This is a genomic window from Octadecabacter antarcticus 307 (assembly GCF_000155675.2).
GTDB classification, from domain to species: domain Bacteria; phylum Pseudomonadota; class Alphaproteobacteria; order Rhodobacterales; family Rhodobacteraceae; genus Octadecabacter; species Octadecabacter antarcticus.
The window spans coordinates 2335990-2349981 of sequence record NC_020911.1; the positions used below are offsets into that span (position 1 = coordinate 2335990).

Sequence of the window (13992 nt, forward strand, 5' to 3'; positions counted from 1 at the left end):
CGGTCAAAGTGACCGAACCCAATTGTGCTGGTCGCTTTTGATAATGCACATGACCCTATGAGGTTTTCATGATTTCCCCCAAAACCATTCATCTTGCTGCGAAAAGTTATGCTGTGGAGGTTGCGGCTGGCACATTGTCGCGGCGTGAGTTTCTGACCCGAGCGACATCGCTTGGCGTGACCACCGCAGGCGCATACGGGCTTCTTGGTTTGACACAACCGGCCAATGCCGCAGGCCACGCGCAATCTGGCGGTACTTTGCGCATCGAATCTTCAGTCAAAGGCCTGAAAGATCCGCGCACCTATGATTGGCCGCAAATGTCCAATTTTACCCGTGGATATCTCGAATATCTGGTCGAATATCAAATTGATGGCAGTTTCTCACCGATGTTGCTGGACAGCTGGGAGGTCAATGAAGACGCCACTGAATACACACTTTCTGTGCGCCAAGGCGTAACATGGAACAACGGTGATGCGTTCACGGCGGACGACGTTGCGTTCAACATTACCCGTTGGTGCGATACCTCGGTCGAAGGTAATTCGATGGCGTCACGTATGGCGTCTTTGGTGGACGGCGATACCGGTATCGCGCGGATCGGTGCGATCACGGCGGTGGATGCGACAACCGTGCGTCTGACGTTGGGTCAACCCGATATCACCTTGATCGCAGGGTTTTCCGACTATCCTGCCGCGATTGTGCATCAAAGCTTTAATGGTGATCCTTTGAACAACCCGATCGGTACTGGGCCGTATCTTCCGGCTGAATTTGAAGTTGGTATCAGGGCCGCCCTTGTGAAGAACGAAAACCACCAATGGTGGGGCGAGGGAGCCTTTCTGGACCGGATCGAATACTTGGATTTCGGCACCGAACAGGGCAGTATTGTTGCCGCTGTGCTGTCGGACGAAGTTGATATGGTCTATCAATCCATTGGTGAATTCATCGAAATTATGGACGGCGTAGGTTGGTCTAAATCCGAAGCCATCACAGCCAACACGGTTGTGATCCGCGCGAACCAAACCGCTGAAATAGACGGTGTCATGCCCTACGCAGATGTGCGCGTGCGCCGTGCGTTGGCGATGGCTGTCGATAACAACGTGTTGCTGGAATTGGGTTTTTCGGGCAACGGTACTGTGGCCGAGAACCATCAGGTCGCCCCGATCCATCCCGAATACGCAGAACTTCCCGCCCCCGTCTTTGATCCCGCTGGTGCAGCTGCACTGATGGAAGATGCAGGCATGGCATCGTTTGAACATGACCTGATATCAATCGATGACACATGGCGTCGCAATACCAGTGATGCGGCGGCCGCAATGTGGCGTGATGCGGGTCTCAACGTAAAACGGACTGTGATCCCCGGTGCAACATTCTGGAACGACTGGACGAAATACCCCTTGTCGACAACGGACTGGGCACAGCGGCCTTTGGGCGTGCAGGTGCTTGCCTTGGCGTTTCGTTCGGGTGAGCCTTGGAATGAAACGGGCTTTGCCAACGCCGAATTCGATGGCCTGCTGGCGGACGCACTTGCGATTGCAGACGCCGATCAGCGACGTGAGGTCATGGCGAAGCTGCAAACGATCATGCAGGATGAAGGCGTTATCATTCAACCTTACTGGCGCTCAATCTACAGGCACCACAAAGACACGGTGGTCGGCGCAGACATGCACCCGACGTTTGAGATTAACGTGACCAAGTTGGGATACGCCGCCTGATTAACGGTTGGACGATCGTTTCATCTGGACGTCCATGTGAAATCCAAACGAAAAACTGCCCGACCATCCATATGGTCGGGCAATTCAAGTTCGTCGAAAGTCTTGTGTTGATGGCTCCTGCATAGCAAGACATTTTTGATCAGATTTGTGCATTTGTCAGAAGCAGTCATGTGTTCCCGCTGCCCGGCAGTTGGTTGCAAGGCAATCAATGAGAGGGGCCTGTTTGCGCGGTTTTGACCGCTGCCCCCCTCTCGGCAGATTGCTACGCAATCGCCTGCTGGGCAACGGATGGGTTCCGCAGACCAAGTCCCTTACAGCTTAGCGGGCTATATCGCCCGGGACTTTCGACGGGGTGTCCTGGTTTTGGCGGCAGACTTATGCACCATCATCTCGTGGGTCTTGCTAACTCTTTGTTCTTCCTCTCTTAAGTAATGTGCGTTGTATAAGGTTCGTTGCGCGTTAAAACGGCCCAGACGATCCTTGCCGTTTTATTGGCCCCTCTCGGGCAGCGATAGCGACGGTTGCGACGCGCGCGGGTTTTCGTTCCAGCAGTGATGTCAGCCACTTGCTTGCTCGCTCCGGGTGCGACTTGGTCTGTCGGACGAGTGATGTCATGCTAACGACCAGCAATGATCGTAAGTATTGATCACCCATTCACTGCCCCCTCTCACACATGCTGTGCATGTGTTGCCCGGCAACGGGACAGGGTATTGCGTCACGCCATGGGCGTGCTTGCAGCACGACGCAATGTCCCGAGAGGGTTGTAATGCGCCCGAGTTTCTCTTTACCGCCGCTGGATTTGTTCGCGGGCGTCAACCCCAACCATGCTGCAAACTCGCGGCCATTGCTGAATTGATGGCCATCACCAATGCTGGCGATGATCGCCGAGGCTGTCACAACACCAACGTCCCACTGCCCAGCAGGGCATGTTTACATGCCCGAGAGCGGGAATAGTGCGCAACAAACGGACCCGCACATCTTCCTTGGCGACCAGCTTGAGCCGATCTTCATACCACCGAATCCGTACATGCAATGCCATGAGATGTTCGCATAGATTATGGATCACTTCCTTGGCAATTTCGGGCAAGTCTAGCACTTCGCCTACTAAAACATCCTCTGCAAATCCGATGATCCTCGCGAGGCCCCTCGCGATGTAAACGCCGAACTCAGCGACCAGGCCACGCAAGCTATTGATCAGCTGCGTGCGTTGGCGGACAAGCAGAGCCCGTGTGCGATGGAGTGACAGCAGATCTTGTTGCTAAACGGTTTTTGCAACAAACCGCCCTCTCGGTGAATGCAAGCTTTGGTCTTGTCACGGTTTAGTTCCGGTCTCTTTCGAACAATGTTTGCTATGAAGGAGATAGAAAATGGCAAAGAGATACACAGATGAGTTTCGGCGTGATGCGGTGCGGATGGCGACGACCAGTGGTTTAACGCGGCCGCAACTTTCATCTGACTTAGGGGTTGGCGTTTCGACGCTGAACAAATGGGTTCAACAGCACCAAAATGATGATCTGATGTCAGGGCCGCATGAGGATGTCGAGAAAGAGAACACGCGGCTTCGCAAGGAAGTACGGCTGCTTCGCGAGGAGAGGGAGATATTAAAAAAGGCCACCATCTTCTTTGCAGGCCAAAATCGATGAGATTTGCTTTCATCGACGCTTGGAAGGAAGAATGGCCAGTTGAGCTTCTGTGCAAAGTTATGCAGGTCACATCGCGTGGTTTCCGCGCATGGCGGGTTCGCCCGATGAGCCAACGCCAACGAGACGATATGGTGATCTTGGCACATATCCGTGAGCAGCACCGTTTGAGCCTAGAGAGTTACGGGCGGCCACGCATGACTGAAGAGTTGCAGGAAGAGGGCCTGAACGTCGGGCACCGCCGCGTGGGGCGTTTGATGCGTGAGAATGACATCAAGGTTATGAGAACCCAGAAATACAAGGCGACGACGGACAGCAACCACACGTTCAACATCGCACCCAATCTGTTGGATCAGGATTTTTCTACCACTGGCCCCAATCAAAAATGGGCAGGTGACATCAGCTCCATATGGACCAGTGAAGGCTGGTTGTATCTGGCCGTCATCCTTGATCTGTACTCCCGCCGCGTCATCGGTTGGGCGGTCAGCAATCGCATGAAACGGGACTTGGCGATCCGGGCCTTGGACATGGCAGTAGCCTTGCGACAACCGCCGAAAGACTGCATTCATCATACGGATCGTGGGTCGCAATATTGTTCAAACGAGTACCAAAAGCGCCTGAAACAACACAGCTTTAAGGTGTCGATGAGCGGCAAGGGCAATTGTTATGATTGTGAGTATGGTATTGCGGCTTGATGGCCTGACCCATGTTACGATTGACTGCGTGTCATTGTATTGACGTGTCGACCGTCAAGTCGCCCCGGCGACGGGTGAGATGTGACCTCATAGGAGCATGACGGGGACGCCCCATCACAGTCCTGTCCTCTCAGAATGTTGCCTGGGCATTCTCAACCTAAGGGGACAACATGAAGATCAGACATCCAATTATCATCGGCATCGATACGCATAAGGCAACACATGTTGCTGTCGCGATTGATACGCAAGGCACCCGCCTAGCAGCACTTTCCATCCCTGCGAACTCAAAGGGATATCTGGAACTGGAACGCTGGTCTTGTGGCCTGGGTCATGTCCAAGCTTTTGGAATCGAAGGGACGGGCTCTTACGGTGCCGGTCTATCGCGCTGCTTGCTTGCACAAGGGCACCATGTTGTTGAGGTTACGAGACCCAATCGCCAGCTGCGCTATACTCAAGGCAAGACCGACAGCCTCGACGCAGAAGGTGCCGCTCGGTCAGTTTTATCTGGACAGGCAAATTCCCGCCCTAAAACCCAAACGGGATCGTCGGAGATGATCAGGCATCTGAAGATAGCCCGTGACACGGCTGTTAAGTCACGTTCACAGGCGATGGTGACCCTGAAAACACTGATCATCAATGCACCAGCTGATCTGCGTGAAGTACTGGATCAGATCAAAGGTAAGATCGGATTGATCCGGCATATCGCGGCCTTCAGACCCGGTGATATACTTAATACATTAGCTTCTGCCAAAGCAGCCATGCGAGCTTTGGCACGACGGTGGCTATTGCTACATGAAGAGATTCTGGGTCACGATAAAGAACTGGAGCGACTTGTCATCAAACGCGCTCCGGACCTGATGCAATCCCACGGAATTGCGACAATGACAGTCGCAGAGATGCTAATCCTCGTTGGCGATGATCCCACGCGCATCCGATCTGAGGCTGCATTTGCCAAACTCTGTGGCGTTTGTCCCATCCCTGCATCAAGTGGGAAAACGCACCGTTTCCGTCTCAACAGAGGAGGAAACAGACAAGCCAACGCTGCGCTCTACCGTGTCGCCATCGTCAGGATGCGCAGCCACGAACCGACGCTTGCTTATGTCAAAAAACGTACGAAAGATGGCAAAAGCAAAAGCGAAATCATTCGATGCCTGAAGCGTTACATCGTCCGGGAGATTTACAGCCAACTCTGCGTGCCACAAACCATCAAAATTGCTGCTTGACGAATATAGGAGCTTCAACTCCATGGTTGAGACATTCTTCAAATCCATCAAGGCTGAGCTGATCTGGCGTAACCGATGGGACACACGTCGTCAGGCAGAAGGCGCGATATTCCAATATATCAACGGGTTCTATAACCCAAGGCGGCGGCATTCGTCGCTGGGCGGCAAAAGCCCCTTGGCATTCGAACGAAAGGCCGCATAAATAAGTTCAGAGACCGGAACGCAAGCGGGACAAGACCACTTCACCTGCCGGCAATGATCGTCGGACGGGTCACCGCTTCACAAATCGCCTCTGCATCGATCGCATCAGACTTGCCGCGCTTAACGTATGGCTTGACATATATCGGCGGGATCAGCCGAACATCATGGCCCAACGCCGTGAGTTCCCGGGCCCAATGATGCGCGCTGCTACAGGCCTCCATGCCAATCAGGCAGGGATCAATCTTGGAGAAGAACGGCAATAGCTGTGCGCGTCTCAAAGGCCGGTTGAAGGCGACCTCTTCGTCTTCAGTGATCCCATGAACTTGAAAAATGTTCTTGGCCAACCTCTCAGCGATTGCTGCGCATTCGCCTGCTGGTCGATGGATCAACGCCGATTGTGGTAACTTGCATGGGGTTGGCTCCTTTTATAAGTAGGTTTCGACACCTGCAGTATAGCGCATTGCGACGCTGGTTGGAGCAGGAGCCATCAACCCCATCAGGTTTAGCCAAGCCCGATTAAAACGGGCTGTCTGCAAAGTAAAGATCAGCTGCGTTGTCCGCTGTCATCAGAACAGACCCGATTGTGAACGTGCCCGAAGCGGCCGCATTCGACGTCATGCCAACGGCCGTCATTTAAATCGCTGTTGCGATCATGGACGGGGGATAGGTGACGTTCGCAGGGATCATCGGATCGCCGTCCCGGGTGCGTGCAATCATTTATTTCATGCCGGCACCGCCCAGACGAACTGGATATCATTACGGCCCGCGGCCTCAATCGTGCCAAGGACACCGATGGCCATGTCGTCGTTAGATGCCCAAACTGCGTCGATCTTAGGATACTTCGACAAAAAGCCCTGCATCACGGTAAAGCTGTCGTCGCGCATGTTATCACCAGTGACATTGAGATCAATGATGGCGACCACGGCGAAGACGATGATCGGTCACGCGATCCCACGGATACCGTTGTAATAAACCCGCCGATAAAGTGTGCGCAGGCTAAAACCTAGCGACTGCGTGCCACCGTCAGCCAGCCACGTCACGAGGCTGCGATAGATGCCTATGGAGCCCAGCGTGACGATGAACGCCTCAATCCCCAGTTTGGTGATGAGGATACCGTCGATTGCCCCGCAGCGACCCCCGTTATGAGTGCGGTTAACATGCCCGCGACGCGACCGGACCGCATGACGATGACCCGATCGGCGAGGCCGATGATTTATTGCATTTCGGACGAGATAACGATGACGGACTTGCCGCGGTTCGCGAGGTCCCGAATGAATTCATAGATTTGTTGTTTGGTGCCGATGTCGATGCCGCGTGTGGGTTCATCGATGATCACGATTTGCGGCGCTGAGAGCATTGTCTTGGCAATCAGCAGTTTTTGCTGATTGCCACTGGAAAAATTGCCGACCTTGACGTCTTTGCCACTGGACAGGATATCGAAATCCTTGGTTGCGTTGGCCCGCGCGGCTGATAAAGATTGATCCAAGGGCGTCCAGCGCCTGCATTGTAGGGTTTTCCCGCATGGATTTATTCAACAGCGATCCGCGCCCTTTGCGGTCGCAAAGCCCGGGTGCAGGGGCTTGTTTGGGTGCGCTGATCCGCACAAGTCTTCCATCGTCTCGGTGCGCCGAGATCCGATCATGCCGGATACGCCAAGAATCCCGCCTGCCCGCAGATCAAACTGATGTCGGCGGCATAGTCCGGGACGGACAGGTTTTTGACGTTTAGCACCACGTTGGCATCCTGCGGCACGGATTCCTTCGGGGGGTAAAGCTGCAAAACATCAGGGCCCCCTCAGCGCGCAAGGCTTGGACCTGTTCAAACCGCACGGCGGTTTCCGTTTTCGTCCGCACCGCAGTCGGTTCATCTAAAACCAGTGCTTTGGCATGGCGTGACAGTGCTTTGGTGATTTCGACCATTTTTTTTGTAGGAATTTAACAGCGTGTCGATCCGCGCCGTCGCAGGGGCAGAACAATTGAGTTGTTCCAGCAGCACGCGGGTCTTGGCCTGCATCGCTTTTTTGTCCAACAGGATGCCGCGCCGCACTTCGCGACCCATAAAAGTGTTCTCTTTGACGCTGAGCATATCCGCGAAGTTAATTCTTGATGGATCATCACGACGCTTTTTGCTTCGGCATCGTTGGCGTCCTTGAACGGGTGCGCCTGATCTTTGAATGTTACTGCACCGCTGGTCGCAGACAGGTAGCCGCGCAGGATTTTCATCGCCGTCCATTTGGCTGCGGCGCACATCGTTGAAGGAGAGGATTGGGTCGTTCACAATTTGGCCCACGCGGCGTTGTTTGCCGATGACGTCATGCAGGAATTCCCGTTTAGGACGGCTTGAATTTTGGGCAGAGGGGGGGGGTGGGGGGCAGTGGATTGCCTGCGCGCCCAGCCTCAATCGCGTCTGTGATACTGTTGTAGATGTTGGCAAGTCCTTCAAGGCACCTCTCAGGATGACCGGGCGATATGCGCGAAACGGCGGCGGCCTGTGGGCCTGATCCAGCGCCACCACGGGTGATAACGCTTGGGTTCGGGGTAACGATCGACACGAAATCGATCCCGTCGGGGCGCGCGACCTCGGCTATTTTCCCGCGTTATCCTTAACAAATTGCGCCCCTTCACGGGCACCGTCTATGGGATGTTTGATCGCGCATTCCCATTCAATTACGGCCCAGCCGTTAAAATCAATCGCTGCCATTTTGAGAACGCCGCGCCAAAATAGACCTGCCCATCGCCGAGTGAACGGAACCGCACCGCGCGGTTGACCCAAGGCTGATAGCCACCGTAGACGCCTTGATGACCTGTTGGATTGAATTCTGCATCTTTGACTTGGAGCATCTTGTTGTGGTCTTTGTAGATGTCGGTGTTATCAACATAATCAAGGCATTGCAGAACATAGTGCGACAGATTGTACAGCATATTGCAGCGCGTGTGGTTGTCGTCACGTTACAAAAACATTTCAAACGTGACGCCTTCATGCAGGTCTTCGCCCGGGTGGGTTTCGTGGCAACGACGCGGTCAGCGCCAGCTTGACCTGTTCAACAGCCCACGCCATCCGCGCTTTCGGACTGCCCTGCACGTGGGGCACCGCAAAGCCGTCAAAACCTACGTCATGGGTGGGATGCACGGCGACCAGTTGCCCATGAAGGTGGGTCGAAGGTTAGGTGATTTCCACGCCGTTTTCGCGACCCTTACCTGCGATTTTGTCATATTAATCGCGGCGTTCTGCAGCCTATTTCAAATCGAACAGACGGACGTCCCAACTGAGGATTTACACGCCTTTGTAGCCGCAATCGGCGGCCCATTTGGTAATGCTGTCCCAGCTGTTGAACGGGGGCGGCGTCGCCCGCGAGTTGTACTAGAAACAGGGCCGCTCATTAGATGGTTTCATGCTGATTATTCCATTTATTTAGACGTAGCGGTTTACGATGTTTTCCAGAATTTCCTGACGGCCCGATGTGGGCTGTGGGTCAAGATTGTGTTTTTCTGCGAAGGCAGCGACGTCTTCCAACGTTTTGCCCGTCGTCAGATGATCGGCGCTGTTCCAACTTGCGTAGCGTGCATCGCGTGGGCCCTCTAACGCGCCGTCGGCTAGCATTGCGTGGGCGGCTTTGAACCCGCGCGCGCAGACATCCATTCCACCGACGTGTGATGCGATCAGATCGATAGGATCAAGCGATTGACGACGCAATTTGGCATCAAAATTCGTGCCACCTTTGGTAAAACCACCAGCCTTCAACACCTCGTAATAGGCCAGTGCGGCCTCGGGTGCATTGTTGGGAAACTGGTCAGTGTCCCAACCTGATTGATAATCATTGCGGTTCATATCGATGCTGCCAAATAGCCCCAGCGTGCGCGCCATAGCCAGTTCATGTTCGAAACTATGACCCGCAAGGATGGCGTGACCTTGTTCGACGTTCACCTGGACCTCATCTTCAAGCCCGAAGCGTTTGAGAAAACCATAGACCGTCGCCACATCGTAATCATATTGATGCTTCATCGGTTCCTGCGGCTTGGGCTCGATCAGGATCGCGCCTTTGAAACCAATCTTGTGTTTGTAGTCGACGACCATCTGCAAAAACCGTCCAGCCTGCTGCTGTTCGCGGTTCAGATCGGTGTTCAAAAGTGTCTCATACCCCTCGCGGCCACCCCACAAAACGTAGTTTTCCCCGCCCAATCGGTGGGTCACGTCCATGCAGGATTTCACAGTACTGGCGCAGTAGGCAAAGACGTCAGGATTGGGGTTGGTGGCGGCACCTGACATATAGCGGGGATTGGAAAACATATTCGCCGTACCCCAAAGCAGTTTTGGTCCACCGTTTTCCATTTTTTCGCCAACGTAGTCGGCCATTTCGTTAAGGCGGTCATGGCTTTCGCGCAGGCTTGCACCTTCGGGGCGAATGTCGTGGTCATGAAAACACCAGAATGGCACGCCAAGGATGCGAAACATCTCGAATGCGTCATCGGCTTTGCGTTTGGCCAGATCCATTGTGTCAGCGGGGAACCATGGGCGGTCAAAGGTTTGCCCGCCAAAGGGATCGCTACCGTCACCGACAAAATTGTGCCAGTAACAGACGGCGAACCGCAGATGGTCTTGCATAGATTTGCCGCCCACGACCTCGCTCGGGTCATAGTGACGAAACGATAACCCGTCCGCGTCTGGAGCATCGGTCGGTGCATAGCTCACTGGGGAAATGTCGGCGAAATAACTGGTCATTGGGATAGTATCCGATTTGAAAGGGTGTGGGGATTTGCGGGAACATTTGTAAATATTGGGGGTAGGTTTTCGCAAAGATAAATAGCGGGCGTAATCAAAGTGGCGTCTTGCGTAACCGATTTGGCGTCAACAAGTTGGCGCATGATCCGCAAGGCTTCGCCAATTGCCTCATAGGGTTTTTGGTCAATCACGGCGTCGATCAATCCGACCTCAAGTGCTGCGCGGGATTTGGGCAGCAGTTCATGTATCACCATAACAGGGCGGGTCATGGGGGCGATGCCGCTGACCCAATCGATCAGACCGTCATTGCCCGCGCCTACATTGTAGACGCCCGTTAGATCGGGATGTGCAGCCCACGCATCGCCTAGAACGCGATGGATCGTCAGGGCCTCGTCATGGCTTTTGACGGGGTCAAGCAGGTGGACGGACGGAAAGTGGGTTTGTAAAAGCTCGCGAAATCCGCGCAGGCGTTGTGTGTGGTCATAGGCGCGGTTTGCGCCGATGATCGGCAGGACACGGCCCGCACGCGACGTATGTGCCAATCCCATCATTCGTCCAGCGGTTTTGCCGGCAACAAGGTTGTCAATGCCGACATAATGATTGCGTTCAATCGCAGCGATATCGGACACCAATGTAACGATTTTCAACCCACGCATCTTTGCGCGCCGGACTGCCGCAGTCACGGTGGGTGTGTCGAATGCCACAAGGCAAACGCAATCAGTTATCGCAGGATCAATGCTATCCAGCGCGTCAACGATCGCAGCTTCGCTAAAAGCGGGGACGCGCGTCGCATGAAAACGGGTGCGCAAAAGATTGGATTGGTTCTGGTGGGATCGAAGGGCTGCGTTGAGGGCGGCAAAGAAGTCGTTGCTATCGTCGGGCAGCAGAAAATGGAATCGGTAGACGCGTTTGCGTGCAAGGTTCGCCGCCATTTCATCGCGTTCATACCCGAGCTTTTCAATAGCATCCTGAACCCGCACAACAGATTTTTGTGCCACGCCGCCGCGCTTGTTCACGACCCGGTCCGCCGTCGCATAGCTGACACCAGCTGACTGCGCTACATCAAGTAATGTTGCAAACTTCACGATTACTCTCCCATATTTTGTGAGCATCTGTTCAATTTTGATTGGCGTCAATCATTTTCTGATAGAGGTAGTTCATTTCGTCGTCCAATGCGGATATGTAAAGGGGCGTGGCGTGAGTATGTTGAGTCTGAACGCGCAAACATGACCCTTTTGAATCCTGCAATCTCTGGATTGGGTCCTTTTATTGTACGGAATGTTTAGCGGTATGTTGCGCGGCACATGGCAGATAGACATTGAAGCAACAGTGTTCAATCCACGAAAGTTTCCCACCATCGATCACGGTTTTTGCTGTCAACATCCACCGCTCGCAAGACTGCACGGGAGACAATAGTTTCTTTCTGTCCAGCCAAATGATGGATGAAAACCTGATTTATGCGGCGCTGATACGCCAGAGGCAGAACGCAACGCTTTACATCGCGCCTGAGATCGGGCCGTAAAGGTTGAAGGTTAGACAGCAACCCCAGATATTAATGAAACCAAGATCGTGCCCGCCAACAAGATCACGGTAAACTGCAGTGAGATGGGTTCTTCCAAAATCAATGCAGACGCTAGTCTCAGGACCCATTAAACCACTTGATGCTACTATGGCTGCGTGATTGAAAGTCCCAAAGTTTGGGGGTTAGAATAAGCAATCTTTATTGGCTGAGTGAAGCGCAGATGGAACGGCTTCGGCCTTACTTTCCGAAGAGCCGAGGCCGTGCACGCGTAGATGATCGCCGCGTCCTGAGTGCCATTATTTTCACTAACCGCAACGGGGCGAATGACGGTTCGGGCCGCGGGCCCGATGAAACGTCCAGTGGACGTTTCAAGGCATGAACGGGCGGAGCCCCGTCTGCGGTGGTGTGATGCGCCTGCCGAATATGGGCGGCCAAAGACTTTGTATGATCGTTGGAAGCGCTGGAGTGACATGGGTGTGTTCGCCCGGATCATGATGGGACTGGCCGAGCAGGCCCCAGACAATAAGACAATTTCGATCCGCTCTCATCGAAACTGTGTTTCGACTGCCGGGCAGCGGACGCTACTTACCTCAAGGCACACCGCACGGCTTCCAGCCTGGGGCTAAAAAAAGGGGGTGTGGGCGCAAGGGTGGTTTTCGCTGTGCGCAGCATGACCTGCGCCTTTGCCCGATCGTTTTTCACGCCGGGTTTGGGTTGACGTGGCGCAACTGACAGAGGCGGCGCATGTTTTAAGCAAGGTTTTCATCCCGATATTGGCCTCGGCTCGAACAAGGCCGACGGTGCGCACCAAGATGCAGCCCATATCGTTGGTCTGCGCGCCAAACACGTGTTCGACCATTGCCTGGCAGTGCGTGCTTTTGCAGGCACGAGAAGGGCGAAGCCGCGCAGTGGACTTGGTCCGGTTGCTACCCTTAGCCTGCTTGGTTAGCGGCTTGCCTGCCAATCGGCAGTGCGTTGCGCAGCAATGTCCGGTGAGGGCGCATCCACGTCCTTCTGCACCCGTTTTGCGGGCTTATCTGTCCAACCCTCGGGCACTTCGCCCTTCTTAATCGCCGCATTCTTGTCGCGCGTGTTGTGGTTGCGCGGCACCGGCACGATGGAAGCGTCCAGGCTCGCATAACGGTCTGAAAGATCGAAAAAACGCATCTGCGTCATCACCACACTCTCCCGGCCGGTCTTCTTCTCAATCATATCCCAGGGTCAAGGGCAGGGCAATTTTTAGAGGTGCCCTTTAGGAAATCGGGCCACGAAGAATGCAATCACGCAACGCATCCGGAACTATGGCGACAGGTTTTGTTGTTGGATGCATCACCAGCGCTGACTTCGATACTACCGTCGACACATTCACACGAGCGTAGACCCAAACGTTCGTCCGGTGGCGGCCGGTGCCGCCCAGCCCAAAGCCATTCACATGCGGCGCAGCCTCGATCTCAAAGACAAACGCCAACTCAATTTCCGCAACGACAATCCGATCTGATATCAAGGGCCTGATTTTGGATTTTCTGAAGCTTGGATTGAAGGTGGTTATCTCTAACTATTTGATAACGCTATTTTCCAAACTTGACTACGGGACTCAATAGAGATGAGTTTTAGAAAGAATTCTGCACCATGAATTTCAGATATTTTGATCTATTTCAGCAGGTATCAGTAGCTTTTCGGTTCCGTTATGGCCCCGATTCGATCAGCAAAAAAATCGTTTCTAATACGAGAGTCCACTGCGTTTTACCGCTGACTTGGGCCGTTAAAAAGAGGAACTGCAAAAATGGATTTGAGCCTGGCTTGGGAGTATGTTGCTGACGGCGTCATGGGCGGCGTGTCCGAGGGTAAGATGCGGCAGGAAACACGGCAAGGCCACAAGGCGAGCGTTTTGTACGGAGACGTGTCAATGGATAACAGCGGTGGTTTTGTCCAGATGGCGTTCGATCTACGTCCTGATGGCATCGCGTTCGACGCAAGCAATTGGACGGGCCTTGAACTGGACGTCAGCGGCAATGGTGAGAGGTATGATATTCGTCTGCGCACGGACCAACTGACGCGGCCTTGGAAATCCTTTCGAACAGAGTTCACGGCCGCCCCCGAATGGCAGACTCTCAAAATACCGTCTAGCACATTTAAGTCGCACAAAACCGACGCCTTATTCGATGCCGCCCAGCTCAGGCGGATCGGCGTTCTTGCGATTGGGCGGGAATTTCAGACAGACGTGGCTGTGGCAAACATGCGGTTATATCGTGTTTAATCAGTCTTTTGGACCGATGCGTTTGA

The 13992-nt window shown here is 54.0% G+C and carries 12 protein-coding genes and 9 pseudogenes; 6 read left to right on the forward strand and 15 right to left on the reverse strand.

The annotated features are described in order from the left end of the window. Positions 1–68: 68 nt before the first annotated feature. Positions 69–1709, forward strand: a complete 1641-nt coding sequence (locus OAN307_RS11800) for an ABC transporter substrate-binding protein (RefSeq protein ID WP_015499974.1) — start codon at positions 69–71, stop codon at positions 1707–1709. Positions 1710–2133: 424 nt separating this feature from the next. Here the strand turns inward: OAN307_RS11800 and OAN307_RS31645 are convergent. From OAN307_RS31645 to OAN307_RS30010, 3 genes and pseudogenes are all read right to left on the reverse strand, one after another. Next, positions 2134–2366: pseudogene (locus OAN307_RS31645) on the reverse strand (IS110 family transposase); the annotation flags it as partial. Positions 2367–2471: 105 nt separating this feature from the next. Beyond that, positions 2472–2612 (reverse strand): annotated as a pseudogene (locus OAN307_RS31285) (transposase); the annotation flags it as partial. Continuing rightward, positions 2572–2895 (reverse strand): hypothetical protein, encoded by a 324-nt coding sequence (locus OAN307_RS30010; RefSeq protein ID WP_245540838.1) that lies wholly within the window; start codon positions 2893–2895, stop codon positions 2572–2574. The pseudogene OAN307_RS31285 and the gene OAN307_RS30010, both read right to left, overlap by 41 nt. 181 nt (positions 2896–3076) lie before the next feature. Between OAN307_RS30010 and OAN307_RS11815 the strand changes: the two are divergent. The 3 genes and pseudogenes from OAN307_RS11815 to OAN307_RS11825 form a co-directional block, all read left to right on the forward strand. Then, positions 3077–4020 (forward strand): annotated as a pseudogene (locus tag OAN307_RS11815) (IS3 family transposase); the annotation flags it as partial. 194 nt (positions 4021–4214) lie between these two features. Further along, positions 4215–5267 carry an IS110 family RNA-guided transposase gene (locus OAN307_RS11820; protein WP_015498857.1) on the forward strand — a complete coding sequence of 351 codons (1053 nt, stop codon included), beginning with the start codon at positions 4215–4217 and terminating at the stop codon, positions 5265–5267. A 16-nt stretch (positions 5268–5283) separates the two neighbouring features. Continuing rightward, positions 5284–5469: pseudogene (locus OAN307_RS11825) on the forward strand (IS3 family transposase); the annotation flags it as partial. 55 nt (positions 5470–5524) lie between these two features. Here OAN307_RS11825 and OAN307_RS11830 read toward each other — a convergent pair. The 10 genes and pseudogenes from OAN307_RS11830 to OAN307_RS11855 all read right to left on the reverse strand — a co-directional run. Beyond that, a pseudogene (locus OAN307_RS11830) lies at positions 5525–5824 on the reverse strand (IS110 family transposase); the annotation flags it as partial. Between the two features lie 366 nt (positions 5825–6190). After that, positions 6191–6391, reverse strand: a complete 201-nt coding sequence (locus OAN307_RS30015) for a substrate-binding domain-containing protein (RefSeq protein WP_051067995.1) — start codon at positions 6389–6391, stop codon at positions 6191–6193. Positions 6392–6412: 21 nt separating this feature from the next. Beyond that, a pseudogene (locus OAN307_RS30020) lies at positions 6413–6597 on the reverse strand (ABC transporter permease); the annotation flags it as partial. Positions 6598–6681: 84 nt separating this feature from the next. Beyond that, positions 6682–6954, reverse strand: coding sequence for an AAA family ATPase (locus tag OAN307_RS29435; RefSeq protein ID WP_051067996.1), 273 nt, complete (start codon positions 6952–6954; stop codon positions 6682–6684). Positions 6955–7106: 152 nt separating this feature from the next. Continuing rightward, a complete protein-coding gene (locus tag OAN307_RS28955) occupies positions 7107–7247 on the reverse strand; it encodes a hypothetical protein (protein ID WP_187292573.1) in 141 nt (46 codons plus the stop codon). Between the two features lie 84 nt (positions 7248–7331). Continuing rightward, the gene (locus OAN307_RS25245; protein ID WP_144055563.1) at positions 7332–7745 is read right to left on the reverse strand and encodes a hypothetical protein; all 414 of its coding nucleotides are present in this window, start codon (positions 7743–7745) and stop codon (positions 7332–7334) included. A 52-nt stretch (positions 7746–7797) separates the two neighbouring features. After that, entirely contained in the window at positions 7798–8019 is a 222-nt protein-coding gene (locus OAN307_RS26305) for a hypothetical protein (protein WP_083902970.1), read from the reverse strand. Between the two features lie 44 nt (positions 8020–8063). Continuing rightward, positions 8064–8838, reverse strand: a pseudogene (locus OAN307_RS26310) (sugar phosphate isomerase/epimerase family protein); the annotation flags it as partial. Between the two features lie 41 nt (positions 8839–8879). Beyond that, positions 8880–10187, reverse strand: coding sequence for a xylose isomerase (xylA, locus tag OAN307_RS11850; RefSeq protein WP_015499976.1), 1308 nt, complete (start codon positions 10185–10187; stop codon positions 8880–8882). Further along, entirely contained in the window at positions 10184–11272 is a 1089-nt protein-coding gene (locus OAN307_RS11855) for a LacI family DNA-binding transcriptional regulator (protein ID WP_187292574.1), read from the reverse strand. Before OAN307_RS11855 ends, xylA begins: the two co-directional genes overlap by 4 nt. 624 nt (positions 11273–11896) lie before the next feature. On the opposite strand from OAN307_RS11855, the pseudogene OAN307_RS26315 reads away from it, so the two are divergent. Further along, positions 11897–12352: pseudogene (locus OAN307_RS26315) on the forward strand (hypothetical protein); the annotation flags it as partial. Positions 12353–12407: 55 nt separating this feature from the next. Here the strand turns inward: OAN307_RS26315 and OAN307_RS26320 are convergent. Continuing rightward, a pseudogene (locus OAN307_RS26320) lies at positions 12408–12840 on the reverse strand (hypothetical protein); the annotation flags it as partial. A gap of 121 nt (positions 12841–12961) precedes the next feature. After that, positions 12962–13213 carry a hypothetical protein gene (locus OAN307_RS11870; protein WP_044043614.1) on the reverse strand — a complete coding sequence of 84 codons (252 nt, stop codon included), beginning with the start codon at positions 13211–13213 and terminating at the stop codon, positions 12962–12964. Positions 13214–13492: 279 nt separating this feature from the next. Here OAN307_RS11870 and OAN307_RS11875 point away from each other — a divergent pair, with 279 nt between their 5' ends. Further along, positions 13493–13966 carry a CIA30 family protein gene (locus OAN307_RS11875; protein WP_015499979.1) on the forward strand — a complete coding sequence of 158 codons (474 nt, stop codon included), beginning with the start codon at positions 13493–13495 and terminating at the stop codon, positions 13964–13966. The last annotated feature ends 26 nt before the right edge of the window (positions 13967–13992 follow it).

Excerpts from the sequence above, each read along its gene's own strand:
- xylA (WP_015499976.1), bottom strand. The coding sequence starts at position 10,187 with ATGACCAGTTATTTCGCCGACATTTCCCCAGTGAGCTATGCACCGACC.
- OAN307_RS11875 (WP_015499979.1), top strand. The coding sequence starts at position 13,493 with ATGGATTTGAGCCTGGCTTGGGAGTATGTTGCTGACGGCGTCATGGGC.
- OAN307_RS11820 (WP_015498857.1), top strand. The coding sequence starts at position 4,215 with ATGAAGATCAGACATCCAATTATCATCGGCATCGATACGCATAAGGCA.
- OAN307_RS11800 (WP_015499974.1), top strand. The coding sequence starts at position 69 with ATGATTTCCCCCAAAACCATTCATCTTGCTGCGAAAAGTTATGCTGTG.